Annotated in this window: 14 protein-coding genes; 5 read left to right on the forward strand and 9 right to left on the reverse strand. The window is 64.5% G+C overall.

Translation table 11 applies throughout. The features are described 5' to 3' along the window. The 5 genes from FG93_RS20070 to FG93_RS20090 form a co-directional block, all read right to left on the reverse strand. The gene (locus FG93_RS20070; protein WP_043237549.1) at window positions 1-1,014 is read right to left on the reverse strand and encodes an ABC transporter ATP-binding protein; all 1,014 of its coding nucleotides are present in this window, start codon (window positions 1,012-1,014) and stop codon (window positions 1-3) included. Next, the gene (locus FG93_RS20075) at window positions 1,011-1,997 is read right to left on the reverse strand and encodes an ABC transporter ATP-binding protein (protein WP_043237552.1); all 987 of its coding nucleotides are present in this window, start codon (window positions 1,995-1,997) and stop codon (window positions 1,011-1,013) included. Before FG93_RS20075 ends, FG93_RS20070 begins: the two co-directional genes overlap by 4 nt. Then, window positions 1,997-2,893 (reverse strand): ABC transporter permease, encoded by an 897-nt coding sequence (locus FG93_RS20080; RefSeq protein ID WP_052513967.1) that lies wholly within the window; start codon window positions 2,891-2,893, stop codon window positions 1,997-1,999. Before FG93_RS20080 ends, FG93_RS20075 begins: the two co-directional genes overlap by 1 nt. A gap of 2 nt (window positions 2,894-2,895) precedes the next feature. Then, window positions 2,896-3,813 (reverse strand): ABC transporter permease, encoded by a 918-nt coding sequence (locus tag FG93_RS20085; RefSeq protein WP_043237557.1) that lies wholly within the window; start codon window positions 3,811-3,813, stop codon window positions 2,896-2,898. 178 nt (window positions 3,814-3,991) lie between these two features. Beyond that, window positions 3,992-5,521: an ABC transporter substrate-binding protein gene (locus FG93_RS20090; protein WP_043237559.1), complete on the reverse strand. Its 1,530-nt coding sequence runs from the start codon at window positions 5,519-5,521 to the stop codon at window positions 3,992-3,994. A 170-nt stretch (window positions 5,522-5,691) separates the two neighbouring features. On the opposite strand from FG93_RS20090, the gene FG93_RS20095 reads away from it, so the two are divergent. Next, a complete protein-coding gene (locus FG93_RS20095) occupies window positions 5,692-6,663 on the forward strand; it encodes a LysR family transcriptional regulator (protein ID WP_043237561.1) in 972 nt (323 codons plus the stop codon). Continuing rightward, entirely contained in the window at window positions 6,660-8,099 is a 1,440-nt protein-coding gene (locus FG93_RS20100; protein WP_052513969.1) for an SNF2-related protein, read from the forward strand. The genes FG93_RS20095 and FG93_RS20100 overlap by 4 nt, the downstream gene beginning before the upstream one ends. Window positions 8,100-8,117: 18 nt before the next feature. On the opposite strand, the gene FG93_RS32965 is transcribed toward FG93_RS20100, so the two are convergent. Beyond that, window positions 8,118-8,255 carry a hypothetical protein gene (locus FG93_RS32965; RefSeq protein WP_161783853.1) on the reverse strand — a complete coding sequence of 46 codons (138 nt, stop codon included), beginning with the start codon at window positions 8,253-8,255 and terminating at the stop codon, window positions 8,118-8,120. Window positions 8,256-8,416: 161 nt separating this feature from the next. Between FG93_RS32965 and FG93_RS20105 the strand changes: the two genes are divergently transcribed. Next, window positions 8,417-9,178 carry an SDR family NAD(P)-dependent oxidoreductase gene (locus tag FG93_RS20105; protein ID WP_043237565.1) on the forward strand — a complete coding sequence of 254 codons (762 nt, stop codon included), beginning with the start codon at window positions 8,417-8,419 and terminating at the stop codon, window positions 9,176-9,178. Here FG93_RS20105 and puuE read toward each other — a convergent pair. Further along, window positions 9,165-10,607 (reverse strand): allantoinase PuuE, encoded by a 1,443-nt coding sequence (puuE, locus tag FG93_RS20110; RefSeq protein ID WP_043237567.1) that lies wholly within the window; start codon window positions 10,605-10,607, stop codon window positions 9,165-9,167. The genes FG93_RS20105 and puuE overlap by 14 nt on opposite strands. A 129-nt stretch (window positions 10,608-10,736) precedes the next feature. Next, window positions 10,737-11,093: a hydroxyisourate hydrolase gene (gene uraH / locus FG93_RS20115; protein WP_043237570.1), complete on the reverse strand. Its 357-nt coding sequence runs from the start codon at window positions 11,091-11,093 to the stop codon at window positions 10,737-10,739. Window positions 11,094-11,264: 171 nt separating this feature from the next. Between uraH and FG93_RS20120 the strand changes: the two genes are divergently transcribed. Together FG93_RS20120 and FG93_RS20125 are read left to right on the forward strand one after the other, a co-directional pair. After that, window positions 11,265-12,500, forward strand: a complete 1,236-nt coding sequence (locus FG93_RS20120; RefSeq protein ID WP_043237572.1) for a urate hydroxylase PuuD — start codon at window positions 11,265-11,267, stop codon at window positions 12,498-12,500. Window positions 12,501-12,666: 166 nt separating this feature from the next. Continuing rightward, on the forward strand, window positions 12,667-15,123 hold the full coding sequence (locus tag FG93_RS20125) for a hypothetical protein (RefSeq protein WP_152579527.1): 2,457 nt from the start codon (window positions 12,667-12,669) through the stop codon (window positions 15,121-15,123). A gap of 198 nt (window positions 15,124-15,321) precedes the next feature. Here the strand turns inward: FG93_RS20125 and FG93_RS20130 are convergent, their stop codons facing one another. Continuing rightward, on the reverse strand, window positions 15,322-16,392 hold the full coding sequence (locus FG93_RS20130) for an NAD(P)/FAD-dependent oxidoreductase (protein WP_052513988.1): 1,071 nt from the start codon (window positions 16,390-16,392) through the stop codon (window positions 15,322-15,324). Between the last annotated feature and the right edge of the window lie 57 nt (window positions 16,393-16,449).

A 16,449-nucleotide genomic window follows, 5' to 3' on the forward strand; every position in this document is an offset into this window, starting at 1 on the left:
TCAGGATGCTGTCGCGCCTGAGGCGGCGGGTTCGTAAAGATGGCAGGCGACCAGCCCGCTTTCGTCCTGGCGCAGCTTCGGCGTCACCGTCGCGCATTGCGCCATCTTTGCCGGGCAGCGCGGATGAAAGGGGCAGCCGGGCGGAGGATTGAGCGGATCGGGGAAGGTGAGGCCGAGGCCGGTTTCCGGAATGCCCTTGCCCGGCTCAGGCGTCAGCACGGAGGCGAGCAACGCCTTGGTGTAGGGATGGCGCGGCGCCTTGAAGAGGGACGCGGTGTCGGTCAACTCGACGACGCGGCCGAGATACATCACGGCGACGCGGGTCGCGATATGCTCCACCACCACGAGATTATGGCTGATGAAGACATAGGTCAGGCCGAGCTCGCTGCGAAGGTCGTTGAGCAGGTTGAGGATCTGCGACTGCACGGAGACATCGAGCGCCGAGGTCGGCTCGTCGCAGACCACCATCTCGGGCTTGAGGATCAGCGCACGCGCGATGGCGACGCGTTGGCGCTGGCCGCCCGAGAGTTCGCGCGGATAGCGGTCGGCGAAGCGCTTTGGCAGGCCGACCTTCTCGAGGATGTCGATGGCGCGCTTGCGCCGTTCGGCCGCTGTGCCGATGCCCTGCACGGCGAGCGGCAGCGCGACGATCGAGGCAATCGTCCGGCGCGGGTTGAGCGAGGAATAGGGGTCCTGGAAAACCGGTTGCACCCGCTTGGCCATGCCGAGCCGCCCGAGCTTGCCGACATTCTCGCCGGAGAGCGCGATCTCGCCACTCGACGGCGGCAGCAGGCCGAGCAGCATGCGCGCCAGCGTGGACTTACCGCAGCCGGACTCGCCGACGATGCCAAGCACTTCACCCTTGGCGATCGCCAGCGATACGCCGTTGACCGCGTGCAGTGTGCGCTTGCCCTTGAACAGGCCCTGGCTGACCGAGAAGGAACGGGTCAGCTCGCGGGCTTCGAGCAGGATTTCGGATTGCGGCAGGTTATTGGTCGAGAGAGCGCCGCTCATGCTGCGTCCTCCAGTATGCAGCGCCAGCTCTGGCCGTCAGGCCGGTGGCGCAAGGGTGGGGTTTCGGCACATGCGGGCTGCGCGTGCTTGCAGCGATCGCGGAAGCTGCAGCCCCTGATCTCGCCGACGAGCGAGGGAACGACACCGGGGATGACGCCGAGCTTGCCGCCGGGCTCGGTACGTCCGGGGACGGGGATGCAGTCGATCAGCCCTTGCGTATAGGGGTGGCGCGGCTGGCGGAAGATTGCCTCCGTCGGACCTTCCTCGACGATCTGCCCGGCATACATCACGCCAACCCAGTCGGCGATCCGCGCGACGATGCCGAGATCATGCGTGATCAGCACCATGGCGATCCCGAGCTCCTGCTGGAGATCGGCAAGCAATCTCAGGATCTGCGCCTGGATGGTGACGTCGAGCGCGGTGGTCGGTTCGTCGGCGATCAGCAGTTCCGGGCCGCACATCAGCGCCATGGCGATCATCACGCGCTGGCGCAGGCCGCCCGAGAGCTGGTGCGGATACTGGCCGAGACGCTGGGCGGCATTGGCGATGCCGACCTTGTCGAGCAGATGGGTCGCGCGTTCGCGTGCTTCGGCCTCGCTCGCCTTCTTGTGCAGGCGATAGGCCTCGGTCATCTGGTCGCCGATGGTGTAGGCGGGGTTCAGGGCCGTCATCGGTTCCTGGAAGATCATCGCCATGCGGTTGCCGCGCAGGCTGTTGATGCGCTTGGCGCCAGCCCTGGCGAGGTCTTCGCCGGCAAAGCCGAGCTTGCGGGCGCTGCGCTTCGCGGCCTTCGGCAGCAGGTCCATGATTGCAAGCGAAGTCATCGACTTCCCGCAGCCGGACTCGCCGACGAGGCAGAGCGTCTTGCCGCGCTCGACCTTGAAGGAAAGGTCGCGGACGGCATGGAGCGGGCCGCGCGGCGTGGCGATGTCGACGGTGAGACCATCGACTTCCAGAATCACTGTATTGTCAGAGGTTTGCATCAGTTGCGGCCCTCCGGCGAGATCACGTCGCGCAGGCCGTCGCCGGCGAGGTTGATCGCGAAGATGAGCAGGGCGAGCGCAGTGCCGGGCAGGGCGATCAGCCAGAACGAGAAGAACATGTAGGCCTTGGCTTCGGAGATCATCAGGCCCCAGGAGGGCAGGGGCGGTTGCACGCCGAGCCCGAGGAAGGAGAGCGCCGCTTCGAGCAGGATCGCGCTTGCCGCTTCCAGCGTGGCGACGACGATGAGATGCGGCGCAATGTTGGGGAGCACCTCGCCGAGGATGATGCGCGCGGTCGAGGCGCCGGCGGCCTGTGCGGCAGCGACATAATCGAGCGAGCGAACCTGCTGGGTCGCGCTGCGCATGACGACCGCGAACCGGTCCCATTTCAGCAGGCCGAGCACCAGAATGACGATCCAGAGCGAGGAGCCGACGATGGCGACGACCGCGAGTGCGACCAGGATCACCGGCATCGACAGGCGCGTCGTCACCAGGAAAGTCATCAGCATGTCGATCCGGCCGCCAAAATAGCCGGCGAGCAGGCCCATCGTCGTGCCGATCAGGCCCGAGATGATGACGACGCTGATGCCGATCAGCAGCGAGATCCGGGCGCCGTAGAGCAGGCGCGAGAGATAGTCGCGTCCGAGCGGGTCGGTTCCGAGCGGGTGAACCCAGTTGCCCTTCTCGTACCAGAACGGCGGCACATTGCGGGCCGTCAGGTTCTGCAGATAGGGATCGTGCGGCGCCAGAACCGGTGCGAGCAGCGCGATCGCGATGAAGAGCAGCAGCAGGCCGACGCCAAAGACGAAGGCCTTCTGGCCGAGCATGCGGCGCAGTAGCTTGCGGGTTTCGGAAAGCTCGGGCGCGTCGGGAGCAGAGAGTGCGGTTTCGCTCATGATCAGGCCACCCTGATGCGCGGGTCGAGCCACGCATTGGCGATATCAGCCGCGAGCGTCAGCAGGACGTAGACGACCGAGAGCAGCAGGACGACGACCTGCATGACCGGGAAATCCTTGTAGGTGATGCTCTGATAGGCGAGGTAGCCGAGCCCATCGAGCGCGAAGATCGTTTCGATCACCACCGAGCCGCCGAGCAGGAAGCCGAGCTGGACAGCTGCGAGCGCCACCACGGGGACGACCGCGTTGCGGAGCGCGTGCTTGAACACGACCTTGCCAGGGGGCAGGCCCTTGGCGCGGGCGGTGCGGATGTAATCGGCGGAGAGCACTTCGATCATGCCGGCGCGGATCAGCCGCATGAAGGCCGGCGCGGCGTAATAGCCGAGCGCCACCGTCGGCATGACGTAGTGCAGCCAACTATCGGAGCCGGAAACCGGCAGCCAGCGCAGGGTGATCGAGAACAGCATCACCAGGATCAGTGCGAAGAAGAAGTTCGGCATCGCCTGGCCGACGACGGCGATGGCCAGCGCCACACGATCGATCCAGCTATTGGCGTAGATCGCAGCGAGCACGCCGAGCGGGATCGAGATCAGCAGCGCGAAGGCGAGCGATGTCAGGCCGAGGATCAGCGTCACCGGCAGTTTGGCCATTACCAGCGAGGCGACGTCCGTCTTGAAATAGATCGACGTGCCGAGATCGCCGGAGAGCGTCCGCCAGAGCCAGTCGAGATACTGCACGACGATCGGCCGGTTCAGGCCGTAGGTTTCGCGGATCAGGTCGATATCGGCCTGCTGCGCGCCTTCGCCGGCGATCGCGACCGCGACATCGCCCGACAGGCGCAACAGGAAGAAGGCGATGGCGGAGACGGCAAGCGCGACGAGCAGCGCCAGGCCCAGCCGTTTGAGAATGAAGCCTAACACGTGGTGCTTCCAATGATGTTCATGGGGAACGGAATCCCTGGTCATCCCGGCCGGAGTGCAACGGGCAGCCGGGATCCATACCTGAATCCCTGTTCGAGACGTTTTGGCATGGATCCCGGATCGGCGCAGTCAGCGCCGATCCGGGAAGACGCGTCGCTCGATCGGAGCGGAGAGCGTGTTACTTCCAGCTCATTTCCCAGAAGCGGACGAGCTCGTCTGGATAGGCCTTGAAGGTCAGATCCTTGTTCGCGACGTAGTAGACCGGCAGCGAATAGAGCGGCGCGGCATAGGCCTTGTCGGCGATGATCTTCAGCGCCTCCTTATAGGCCCCCTTGCGGACCTCCGGCGCGACCGAGTTGTTGCCCTTGTTCAGCAGGTCGCGGACCTGCGGATCGCGGGTGATGTCCTCGCTGCGGAAGGCGAAGTAGTTCGGTGTGTTGGCCGAGACGTCATTGACCGAGAAGGAGCCCCAGGTTTGGTGCGTCAGCATCGCCTTGTTGGTGGCGATCAGCTCGCGCATCGCGGCGTATTGCAGGAAGCGCAAGTTGGTCTTGATGCCGACGGCCTGGAGATAGCCGATCAGCGCCTCGGTCTGGTTGCGCTCGCGATAGGCGACGATGTCGAGAGTGAGGTCCTTGACGCCAGCCTCGGCGAGCAGGGCCTTGGCCTTGGCGGGGTCGTAGGGATAGCGCGGGGCGCCCTCGTCCGTGCAGCCGAACTGCGAGGGGAAGCAGATCGTATTGATGACGCGCGAGCCGTCGCCGACGATGTTCTTGACCATCGCTTCGCGGTCGATGGCGTGGATGATCGCCTTGCGGACGCGCTCGTCCTTGAGCGCCGGGGAGGGCGTGTTCTCGAGGATGTTCATCTGCATGAAGACGATGCGCATCGTCTCGCCGGAGACGACCTGCAGCGTCGGCACGGTCTTGAGCTGGTCGGCCTGATCCTTGGGGACGTGCATGATCAGGTCGCCGCCGCCCGACAGCATCTCGGCCATCTGGGTCTGGCGGTCGGGGATGAAGCGGATGTCGATCTTGCCGACCTTGGCCTGTGTCTTGGGCGAATCCTTGAAGTAGTCCTTGTTGGTCTCAAGCGTGATCGACTTGCCGGGGACGTAGTTCGTGACCTTGTAGGGGCCCGAGCCGACCGGCTTCTCGTTCTGCCCCTTGGGGCCGACCTTCTCGTAATACTCGTTCGGATGGATCACGACCGGGCCGGCGAGATACTCGATCGCAGCCGGGAAGATCTCCTTGGTGGTCAGGCGGACCTTGTACTTGTCGAGCTTCTCGGCCTTCTCGATCCAGTTGACGTTGCCCTGGGTGACGACCTTGCTCTCGGGCTTGGCGACGAAATTCAGGGTGTAGACCACGTCATCGGCGTCGAATTCCTCGCCGTTGTGGAACTTCACGCCTTCGCGGAGTTCGAATTCGATGGTCTTGTCGTCGATCTGCTTCCAGCTCTTGGCGAGCTGGCCCTTGTATTCGTTGGTGACCGGGTCGCGATAGACCAGCGTGTCCCAGACATTGGCGCCGATGATGACGCCGATGCGGACGTTGTTGAAGAAGGGGTCGACGTTCTCAGGTGCCTGATCATAGGCGAAGCGGACGGTGTTGGCGGTCTTCTGGGCGAATGCCGGCGTGGCCGATCCCGCCGCGGCCAGAGCCGTCGAAGCCAGGGCCAACGCGATGGCCTTCGTGACAAATCTCATACTTCTTCCCCTCGCAGCGTTGTCGCTCGTCTTGGTGGAGCCACGGGCGGCAACGGTCCATCCGTCGCTCTGCACGCAGTTTGAAATCTGCCTAAGGAAAGTGCTTGCCGCCATAAGAATGAATAGAAGGGATCGTTGCCGAATTGGCAACGCATCGCTAAAGCCCGAGCATGCAAACTCCAGCCTTGCGATATTTCCTGGCCGTGGCGCGAACAGGTTCCGTCAGCGCTGCGGCGCAGCGTCTGCGCGTTGCCGGTTCGGCGGTCAGTCGGCAGATCGCCAATCTTGAAAAGGAACTTGGTGCCGGCCTGTTCGAGCGGCGCTCGCACGGGATGATCCTGACTCAGGCCGGCCAGACGCTTGCCGCCTATGCCCAGCGCCTGGAACTCGAGAGCGAGCAGATCGTCAATGAAATCCGCGAGTTGCGCAGCGCGAGCAAAGGCCTGATCCGCCTCGGCGTCACCGAGGGCTTTGCCGTCAGCTTCATCCCGGAAGTCATTTTCGCCTTCCGCAGGCGCCATCCCGATGTTGCCTTCGACCTCAAGGTGATATCGCCCCAGGTCGTGACCGAGCATATCCGTACCGGTTCGATCGATATCGGCCTGACCTTCGTCCTGCAGCCTGAGCGTGGCGTCACGATCAACTGGCAATGTGCGGCCCAGACCTATGCCTTCGTCGCGCCGCATCATCCGCTGGCGACCAAGACGCCGATCCATATCGAGGACATTTTCGCCCATCCGATCGCGGTGCTCGATGGCGAGGCGACGGTGCGCAGGATCGTCGATATCTACTTCTCGGCGCGGGGCCTGACTGTCGACCCGGTGCTGGTCTCGACCAATGTCGCGAGCCTCAGACATCTCTGCAAACTCGGCGGCGCCGTGATGTTCGCCAGCAGCATTTCCTTCGGCGCCTCGGTCCGCGATGGCTCGGTGGTGGCGCTGCCGCTCAGGGATGGCGAGTTGCCGCCGCGCAGCCTGCAGGTGCAGACTATGTCGGGCCGCGTGCTGCCGCGGCTGGTGACGAACTTCATGGCGGTATTGATCGAGGAACTGCAGAACGCCGATGCCGTGGCTGCTGCGGCGACGCCGCGGGCAGGGCAGGCGGCTAAGCCTGCAGAAGCAAGGGAAGCACAGGGCGCATGACGAAGCCGACCGGAAGAGGCGTGATCCCGTTGGAAGTCATGATCCCGCACCCGCACCAGCTTGTTGCGCGCGATGCGATCCTTTCGGCACGTGCGGCCGGCAAGCCGGGCTTCCTGCTCGGCGACCTGACCGGACTCGGCAAGACGCTTTCCGCCTGGCTCGCCGTTGCCGCGATGCCGGAGGACGAGGTTCTGGTGATTTGCCCCAAGGGCGCGATCCCGCAATGGCGGCGCACCATCGTGCATGCCGGCCTGCCGCCGAAGAAACTCACGCTGATGAATTTCGAGCGGACGAAGTCGCTGCTTGCGCCCCCCGCCGACAGCAAGAAGCGCTCGACGCGGGCAAAGAACAACGAGCTCGCCAAACTCGGGACGCCGAAGCGGGTCTGGCCGATCGTCGTGATCGACGAGGCGCATCGCATCCGCAATCCGAACTCGCAGCAGGGATTGGTCTGCCGCCAGATGGCCGCGGCGGCCCGCTTCGCCATTTATATGAGCGCGACGGCGGGCCAGTCCCCGCACGAACTCTCCTATCTCGGATCGCTGCTAGCCCAGGCCGCCGGTGCTCCGAGCGCCGATCTCGACGGTTTTCGCGCGCTGATGAAGCGTCTGAAGATCGGCCGGGCCAAGGGGCGCTGGAAGAACTGGAGCTGGGAGTTGAACGAGGCCGACCGGAAGGTGATGTCTGACCTGCTTTACCGCGGCGACAACGCGATCGGATTGCGCCGACGGCCGGAAGAGATCGCCGGCTGGCCAGAGGTGCAGCGCGAGCTGGCGCCGATTGCGTTGGATGCGCCGGCACGGCGACTCTACGACGCGACATGGCGCGAGTTCCGCCGCGAGCTGGGCCTGGCCGGCGGTTCGACGCGCAAGCCGGCGGGCTGGGCGGCCGATCTGCGCTTCCGCCAGAAGGCGAGTCTGCTGCGCATTCCAGGCACCGCCGATTTCGTCGAGGACCTGCTCGGCAATGACGAGCAGGTCGCGATCTCCGTCGCCTTTCTCGAGACCAGCGCGATGCTGACGGAGACGCTGCGCGGGCGCGGCTGGAAGGTCGGTGAGATCAATGGCGGGCATACCGGGCAGGTCAACGAAGAGACGCAGCTTGCCTTCCAGACCGGCGCGCTCGACGTCGTCGTCTTTACCGTGACCGAGTCGATCTCCCTGCATCGCGGCGAGATGCCCGGTGGCGAGCGCGAGCGGTCGCTTGTCGTCCACGACATGCGGCACAGCGCGATCCAGCTCCAGCAGATCGAAGGCCGCTGCCATCGCGACGGTCAGCACGCCACGATCTTCTATGCCTATGCCGAGGATACCGTGGAGGAGATGGTCGCGGCCACCGTCATCATTCGTATGGCGGCGATGGACGGAATGGCCGGCGATGACACGCAGATGCTGGATGCGATCGCGACCCTCGTCGAGGAGCGTGCTGCCGCCTGAGTGCATTGCACCCGGATGTCACTGTTTGATGCTGCCCAGCAGGGAGTTGGTCAGGCCGACAATGCCTGCCCATATCTCGCGGGTATAGGCGCCCTGATGAACGACCGCGTCAAAGCCAATGGCGATCACGGCGATAATCAATAGAATCCGGAACATGTGATCCTCCTGGCCGAACCCTTGTTCAGAACGCGGGCCAGACCGGTCTGTTCCGCAACGCAGCATGGCTCGCCGCCGTCGGGGGGCGTCCATCTGCAGGTTGACCCCTGCATGGCGGCGGTGTCCCTTCGAGTTGCGTCAGGGATCGGTGAGGAAGCGGCATGTTCGAGGATCTGCAGGGTAAGCGCGTGCTGGTGACCGGAGCGTCTTCAGGGCTCGGCGAACATTTCGCCCGGCTTCTCGCGGCGCGGGGGGCACAGGTCGTCGCCGCTGCGCGCCGCCTCGACCGGTTGTCCGAGCTGGCTCGCTCCTGCGCTGGATTACAGGGCAAGGTGACACCGCTGGCGCTCGACATCGGATCGATCGCCGCGATCGAGACCGGCATCCTGGAAGCACGCGCCGTAATGGGTGGCCTCGATCTGCTGGTCAACAATGCCGGCGTTGCCGATCCCGAGCGCGCGCTGAGCCTGAGTGAGGCGCAATGGGATGCGCATCTCGACATCAATCTCAAGGGCTGTTTCTTCGCCGCGCAGGCGGCGGCGCGATTGATGGCCGAGCAGGAGAGCGGCGGCGCCATCGTCAACATCGCCTCGATCCTCGGCGAGCGTGTGGCACTCAGCGTCGCGCCCTATGCGATCTCGAAGGCCGGACTGGTCCAGATGACCAAGGCGTTGGCGCTGGAATGGGCGCGCCACAAGATCAGGGTGAACGCGCTGGCGCCGGGCTATGTCGTCACCGATCTCAATCGCGACTTCTTCGAGACCGATGAGGGCAAGGCCCTGATCAAGCGCATCCCGATGCGCCGCGCCGCCGACCTCGCTGATCTCGACGGCCCGTTCCTGCTGCTGTGCTCCGACGCAGCCCGCTTCATGACCGGCTCGGTCGTCGCCGTCGATGGCGGCCATCTGGTTAGTGGGCTGTAGGGCCCTCAGCCGCCGGCAACAGATCCCGCAACCGCAGCAGCGCGATCTTCTCCACCTGGACCAGCGCGGTCAGGAATTCCTGCTCCGGCGTGCTCTTCAGGCGCTCCTCGAAGGCGGCGGCGATTTCGTTCTTCATGAGCCCCTTGACTGCGATGATGAAGGGTATGCCGAAGCGGGCCTTGTAGGCCTCGTTCAACGCGGTAAAGCGCGCGCGCTCGTCGCTGGTCAGGCGGTCGAGGCCGGCCGAGGCCTGTTCGAAAGTGGATTCCGGCGTCAGTTCCTTCGCGGCGGCGAGCTTCCCGGCGAGATCGGGATGGGCGAGGAGGAGTGCACGTTGCTGGTCGCGCGAACAGGAGCGCATCGCCTTCGCCATTGCTGTGTGCAGGCCTTCCGCGCTGTCCTCATGGGGTGAGAGACCGGCGTCAAAGGTTGCTTCGGCTATCCAGGGCGAGTGTTCCCAGACCCGGCCAAAGACCTCGACGAAAAGGGCTTTCGGGAGCTTTGAGGGCTGGTAGCCCCCTGACGGCGGATGCTGCCTGATCCAGTGGCGGGCGATATCGATCCGGGTCGCGACCCAGACTCGGTCATGGCTGCGGACATAATCGAGGAAACGGGCCAGCGCCGCGGCGCGCCCCGGGCGGCCGACCAGCCGGCAATGCAGCCCGATCGACAGCATCTTCGGCGCCTCATCACCCTCCGCATAGAGGGTGTCGAAGGAATCCTTGAGATAGGTGAAGAATTGCTCGCCGGTGTTGAAGCCCTGCGGCGTGGCGAAGCGCATGTCGTTGGCGTCGAGCGTATAGGGCACCGTGAGCTGCGGGCCCTTAGGTCCGGTGATCCAGTAGGGCAGTTCGTCAGCGTAGGCGTCGGCGGTGTAGAGGAAGCCGCCTTCCTCCATCATCAGCGGTGTCGTGTTCTCGGATGAACGTCCCTGGTAGAAACCGAGTGGCCTTTCGCCGGTGAGGTCGCGCTGGATGCGGATCGCCTCATGGATATCGGCGCGCTCCTGTTCGGCGGGGAGGCTGCGATAGTCGATCCATTTCAGCCCATGGGTGGCGATTTCCCAGCCGGCCTCCTTCATCGATGTGACGATCTCGGGATAGCGCGCCAGCGCACTCGCAACGGCGAACACCGTCACCGGCAGATGGCGTTCGGTGAACATGCGCCAGAGTCGCCAGTAGCCGGCACGCGAGCCGTATTCGTAGATCGACTCCATGTTCATGTGGCGCTGGCCGGGCCAGGGAGCGGCGCCGACGATCTCGGAGAGGAAGGCCTCCGAGGCCGCGTCGCCATGCAGAACGCAGTTCTCGCCACCTTCCTCGTAATTGATCACGAACTGCACGGCGATGCGGGCATTGCCCGGCCAATGCGGATGTGGGGCATTTCGGCCATAGCCGACGAGGTCGCGGGGGTAGGTGTGGTCGCTCATGGCTGATGCTCGCGAGGGTGAATTTGACTTGGCGGGAGAGCGCCGGGATCTGGTCCGGGCGGCGATGTCTAGCCTTCTGTGTTGCATCGGCTTTCCCGAAAACCGCAATCCACTTTTCGGGCCGATGCTTTAACTTCCGCGATAGGTCGAGTAGCTCCAGGGCGAGGCCAGGAGCGGAACATGATAATGGCCATCCGCGTCAGCGATGCCAAAGCGGATCGGCACGGCATCGAGGAAAGCGGGCTCCGGCATGGTGGTGCCGAGCGAACGAAAATAGGCGCCGAGCGCGAATGTCAGTTCGTAGGTGCCGGGTTGGAGGGCCTCTCCGGTGAGCAAGGGCTGGTCGGTGCGTCCGTCGGCATTGGTCGTCGTCTCGAGGATGCGCTCGCGCTTGCCATCGGATGTCAGGCGATCGAGCGCGAGCGTCAGTCCCGCGGCGGGCCTGCCATTGACCGTGTCGAGCACATGCGTCGAGAGACGTCCCATCCCTGCGGATCCTCTGAAAATGCGCCGGCCGAACCGCTGATGTTGTGTGCTGTTCGTGGCGAAGCTTGCGTTCGGAAAAAGGCCAACCCTAGTCTGGACGCATCATGAAGGTTCCATCCCGGATTCGGCCCTGTCAATCAATTGCGCGCCCGGCGGGAGAGGGGCTTTCGCATGCTTGACGCCTATCTGCTCGAATGGGGCGGCATGCTGCTGCGCTGGCTGCATGTGATCACGGCGGTTGCCTGGATCGGCGCATCCTTCTTCTTCATCCATCTCGACGCGTCCTTGCGGCCCGGCGCCGATATTCCGGCGGGTGAGGGGGGGCGTGCCTGGCAAGTGCATGGCGGCGGTTTCTACGAGATGCGCAAATATCTGGTCGCCCCGCCGCGCATGCCGGAGGAGCTGACCTGGCATAAGTGGCAGAGCTACTGGACCTGGATCTCGGGGTTCTTCCTGCTGGTCTGGGTCTATTACGCTCAGTCGGAGCTCTATCTGATCGACCCGGCGGTCATGGCGCTGTCCCCCTTCGCGGCCGGCGCAATTGGCATCGCCGCGCTGGCGCTGGGCTGGCTGTTCTATGACTGGCTCTGCAAGTCGCCGCTGGGCAAGAACGAGGCCGTGCTCGGGCTGCTCGGCTTCGGTTACGTCATTGCCGCATCCTACGCCTTCAGCCAGGTCTTCTCCGGGCGTGGCGCGCTGATCCATACCGGTGCGCTGATGGCGACGATCATGACCGCCAATGTCTTCTTCATCATCATGCCGAACCAGCGGAAGGTCATCGCCGCGCTGACGGCAGGCGAGAAACCCGATCCGCGGCTCGGCAAGCAGGCCAAGCAACGCTCGACGCACAACAATTACATCACCCTGCCGGTGCTGTTCCTGATGCTGTCGAACCACTATCCCGTCACCTACGCGAGTTCGGCGATCATCCCGGCCCTGGTGGCGCTGATCATCATCGCGGGCGCGCTGATCCGGCATTTTTACAATGTCCGCCACGCCGATCACGCCAGATCGCCGTGGTGGACCTGGGCCGTTGCGCTGGTTGCGCTCTGGCTCGCCTTCTGGCTGGCTATGGCATCGTCGCCGGGCGGGCGCGAGCGGCTCGGACTGAGGGCCATCGAGCCGGGCAGGCCGGCACTTCTGGCGGGGATGAACCTGCCGCCGGCCGAGGTGGCGAACATCGTGACGGGGCGCTGTGCCATGTGTCATGCGCCGGAACCGTCCTGGCCGGGTATCCAGATCGCGCCCAAGGGGATCTGGCTGCATGAGCCGGAGCGGATCGCCGTTCAGGCCCGCGCCATTCGGACGCAGGCGGTGATGACCCATGCCATGCCGCCCAATAACCTGACCGGCATGACGGAGGCGGAGAGGCGTACGCTCGGAGCCTGGCTCGCCGCGCAGCGCTGACGCACCGGGCTTTCCAAAGCGTTCAGCCTGTTTCCGCCAACGCACGAAAATGTGAACCCATTCAGTTTCGGTTCACGTGGGTCTTGTCAAGGTCAGCAATACTGACAGGGCTGGAAGAAGGTTCCCACACCGGGGCCGTCCGTGCCGGGGGACCTTGGGGGTCCAGGTGAAGCGGTTTGAAGGTCAGGCCGCCGGCTATTGGCTGGCGGCGCTGGGATTTGTTTGTGCGTGGAGCATCCTGTGCTGGCCCTGGCTTTCCGGGGCGGTCACGATTCCCTTCGATGCCAAGGCGCATTTCCAGGCCCAGATCCAGTTCCTCGCCCAGGCCCTGCATAGCGGCCAATCGCCATTCTGGACACATAATGTCTTCGGCGGCTCGCCGCAGGTTGCCGATCCGCAATCCCTGATCTTCTCGCCTGCCATCCTGCTTGCGTTGCTGACGCCGTCGCCGAGCTTCCGGATGGTCGATGCCTATGTGCTGGCGCATCTGCTCGCCGGCGGGCTCGCCTTCCTGATGTTCTTCCGCGACCGCGGTTGGCACCCTGCCGGCGGCCTGCTTGCCGCGCTCGTCTTCGCCTTTGGCGCCTCGGCCGCGTGGCGCGTACAGCATGTCGGCCAGATCGCGAGCCTTGCGTTCTTTGCGATCGCCTTCTGGCTGACGGCGCGGATGCTGCAACGCTCGTCGCTGCGCGCTGGCGCGCTTGCCGGCTTTGCCGCCGGCCTGATGGTGCTGGAGCCCGATCAGGTGGCGCTGCTCGGCGCCTATGTGCTGATTGGCATGGTCGTCGCGCATTGGTTCGCCGGCGGCTGGGCCGCTGTCCGGGCGAGCCTCGCGCCGATCTCGGTCGCGAGCCTCGCCGGACTTGCGACGATCCTGCTGCCGCTGATCTGGACCTGGCTTTTCGCCGAGGCGACGACACGCCCTGAGGTCGATCTGACCGAAGCAGGACGTGGCTCGCTGCATCCGGCCTCGCTGCTGACCGCCTTCGTGGCCGATCTCTTCGGCGCGCGCGATCCGGCCGTGGATTTCTGGGGGCCCTACAGCCCGGCCTGGGATGCCAAGGAGCTCTTCCTGTCGCAGAACATGGGGCAGGTCTATTTCGGCGCGCTGCCGCTGTTGCTTCTGATCGCGCCGGGCCTCAGTCGCGGCTGGCTCTGGGATAAGGCGATCCGGCCGCTGACGCTGCTCTTCGTCTTCATGGTGCTGTTCGCGCTCGGGCGCTACACACCGCTGTTCCAGGCCGCCTATGAGTATTTACCTGGAGTGAAGGTCTTCCGTCGCCCGGCCGATGCGACCTTCCTGATCGGTGCGCTTGGTGCGCTGCTCGCAGGTTACGTGCTGCATCGCATTCTGAGCGAGGAGCGTCTCGGTTCACTGCGCAGTGATCTCGGTATTGCCGGTGTGGTCGTCGCTGCGCTCGTCGCTACAGCCTTGTTCGTCTCGAGTCGCGAGGGGCATCTTGCCGATGCGTGGTGGCCGAGCCTGTCGGCGGCCTTCTGGTTTGCGGGTGCTGCGCTGATCCTGGTTGCGCTGACGCGCTGGCGCGGAGCGCTGGCGCCTCTCGCCAGCGTGCTGCTGATCACCGGCGTGGTCGGGGCCGACCTTGGCGTCAATAACGGCCCCAACGACTCGACTGCACTGTCGCCGCAGCTCTACGACGTGCTCCGCCAGGAGACGAAGAACGAGACTGTCCGCGTTCTCAAGCAACTGGTTGCCCAGCCGGCAGGTTCGCCACGCCGCGATCGCGTCGAGCTGCTCGGCATGGGCTTCGAATGGCCGAATGTCGGGATGGTTCATGGTTTTGACCATACGCTTGGCTATAATCCATTGCGGCTGGCCGATTTCTCGGATGCCGTCGGCACGCGAGATTCGATCGCTGCGCCGGACCAGCGCAAGTTCACACCGCTCTTCCCCTCCTATCGCTGCCGCCTCGCCGATCTCCTCGGCCTGCGCTACATCGCGACACGTGTTCCGATCGGTCAGGTCGATCACGCGTTGAAGGCGGATGATCTCAGGCTCGTCGCCTTCACGGGGGATGGCTACATCTACGAGAATCCACGGGCCCTGCCGCGCGCCATGTTCGTCGGCGGCTGGCAGCTCGCCGATTTCGACGGCATGAAGTCTGCCGGCCAGTGGCCCGACATCGATCCGCAGCAGGTTGTGCTGCTCGATAGCGTACCGCCGGATGCGGTGCCCGAAGGGCCGATTTCGGCGCAAGCCGAGGTCAAGCTGACACGCTACCAGAACACCGAAGTCGAGATCACCGTCACGACAGACAAGCCTGGCTTCATCCTGCTCAACGACATCTGGCATCCATGGTGGCGGGCGGAGCTCGACGGTGCGGAAGTCGATATCCTCAGGGCGAATGTACTGTTTCGTGCCGTGCAGGTGCCGGCGGGGACGCATACGGTGCGCTTCAGTTTCAATCCGGTCGAGGGGGCCATTGCCGAGCTGCGCGATCGCGTCGAACCGATCGTGCCGGAGGAGGTGCCTTCGACTGCCGAACCACGCGTCGCGACGGGATCCGGCTCGATGCCAAATCCGCGTCTCTACGAAGATGGCAGCTGGTTCGAAAGCCGCGATCTCGGCCAACCGCCACTGTCCGCGACCCTGGTGCGTTAGATCATCGGACCGGATCTCGTATCGGTCCGATGATCCAACCCTTCCGTGTTCACATCGGCTTTGCCCCGAAAACCGCAATCCACTTTTCGGGCCGATGACTTAGGCCGCAATTCCAAAAGAAAGCCCGGCGACACGATCGCGTCGCCGGGCTGGAATAATGCGAGGGAGAGGCCTTGCGGGTCTCGCCTTGCTCCACTCTCAGGCGACGCCGAGCTTCTTCTGCAGGCTCGTCGAGGAGGTGGTGTACTGGAAGGTCAGCCGCTTCTCCGGATAGACGTAGCGGTGCACCTTCTGCGCGGCGAGCGCTGCCTCATGGAAGCCCGAAAGAATAAGCTTGAGTTTGCCGGGATAGGTATTGATGTCGCCGATCGCGAAGATGCCCGGCACATTGGTCTCGAATTTCTCGGTGTCGACCGGGATCAGATTCTCGTGCAGGTTCAGGCCCCAGCTCGCGATCGGGCCGAGCTTCATCGTCAGCCCGAAGAAGGGCAGCAGGGTATTGCACGAGACCTCGAAGGCCTCGTTGGCGCTGCCGCGGCAGATCGCGGCTTCCAGCGCCGTGCCGTCGCCTTTCAGGCCGGTGACCTGGCCGATCTTCAGATCCATCCTGCCGTCTGCGACCAGTGCCCGCATCTGTTCGACTGAATGCGGCGCAGCGCGGAAATCGTCGCGACGGTGCATCAGCGTCACTCGCTTGGCGAGGGGCTGCAGGTTCAAGGTCCAGTCGAGCGCGGAATCGCCGCCGCCAACGATCAGGATCTCGCGGCCGCGAAAGGCTTCCATCTTGCGGACGGCGTAGAAGACGCTGTTGCCTTCATAGGCCTCGATCCCCGGGATCGGCGGCTTCTTCGGCAGGAACGATCCGCCCCCGGCGGCAACCAGCACCGTCTTGGTGTTGAAGACCGTGCCGGCATCGGTGCGCACCCGGAAGCGCGGCGCCTCCGCCGTGCCGGTCGGCTCGAGCGACTCGATCATCTGGTTGAGATGGAAGGTCGGGCCGAAGGGTTTGACCTGCTCGATCAGGTTGTCGACCAGGCCTTGGCCGGTGACCATCGGAAAGCCGGGAATGTCATAGATCGGCTTTTCCGGATAGAGCTCGGCACATTGCCCGCCGACCTTCGGCAGGATGTCGACGAGATGGGCGCGGATATCGAGAAGACCGAGTTCGAACACCGCGAACAGGCCGCACGGGCCCGCGCCGACGATCACGACGTCGGTTTCGATGACCTCGCTCTCGGCGACGTTCTCGTTGGCAATTTCGGCACTCATCGTGAAATCCCTCGGGGTGTTCCCTGCGGCCATGCGCGGGAGCCGATGCAGCAAATC

The sequence above is a fragment of the Allobosea sp. LC85 genome, from assembly GCF_000735605.1.
GTDB lineage: Bacteria > Pseudomonadota > Alphaproteobacteria > Rhizobiales > Beijerinckiaceae > Allobosea.

Coding starts and splice junctions, on each gene's coding strand:
- FG93_RS20070 (WP_043237549.1), bottom strand. CDS start 1,014: ATGAGCGGCGCTCTCTCGACCAATAACCTGCCGCAATCCGAAATCCTG.
- FG93_RS20075 (WP_043237552.1), bottom strand. CDS start 1,997: ATGCAAACCTCTGACAATACAGTGATTCTGGAAGTCGATGGTCTCACC.
- FG93_RS20080 (WP_052513967.1), bottom strand. CDS start 2,893: ATGAGCGAAACCGCACTCTCTGCTCCCGACGCGCCCGAGCTTTCCGAA.
- FG93_RS20090 (WP_043237559.1), bottom strand. CDS start 5,521: ATGAGATTTGTCACGAAGGCCATCGCGTTGGCCCTGGCTTCGACGGCT.
- FG93_RS20095 (WP_043237561.1), top strand. CDS start 5,692: ATGCAAACTCCAGCCTTGCGATATTTCCTGGCCGTGGCGCGAACAGGT.
- FG93_RS20100 (WP_052513969.1), top strand. CDS start 6,660: ATGACGAAGCCGACCGGAAGAGGCGTGATCCCGTTGGAAGTCATGATC.
- FG93_RS32965 (WP_161783853.1), bottom strand. CDS start 8,255: ATGTTCCGGATTCTATTGATTATCGCCGTGATCGCCATTGGCTTTGAC.
- FG93_RS20105 (WP_043237565.1), top strand. CDS start 8,417: ATGTTCGAGGATCTGCAGGGTAAGCGCGTGCTGGTGACCGGAGCGTCT.
- puuE (WP_043237567.1), bottom strand. CDS start 10,607: ATGAGCGACCACACCTACCCCCGCGACCTCGTCGGCTATGGCCGAAAT.
- uraH (WP_043237570.1), bottom strand. CDS start 11,093: ATGGGACGTCTCTCGACGCATGTGCTCGACACGGTCAATGGCAGGCCC.
- FG93_RS20120 (WP_043237572.1), top strand. CDS start 11,265: ATGCTTGACGCCTATCTGCTCGAATGGGGCGGCATGCTGCTGCGCTGG.
- FG93_RS20130 (WP_052513988.1), bottom strand. CDS start 16,392: ATGAGTGCCGAAATTGCCAACGAGAACGTCGCCGAGAGCGAGGTCATC.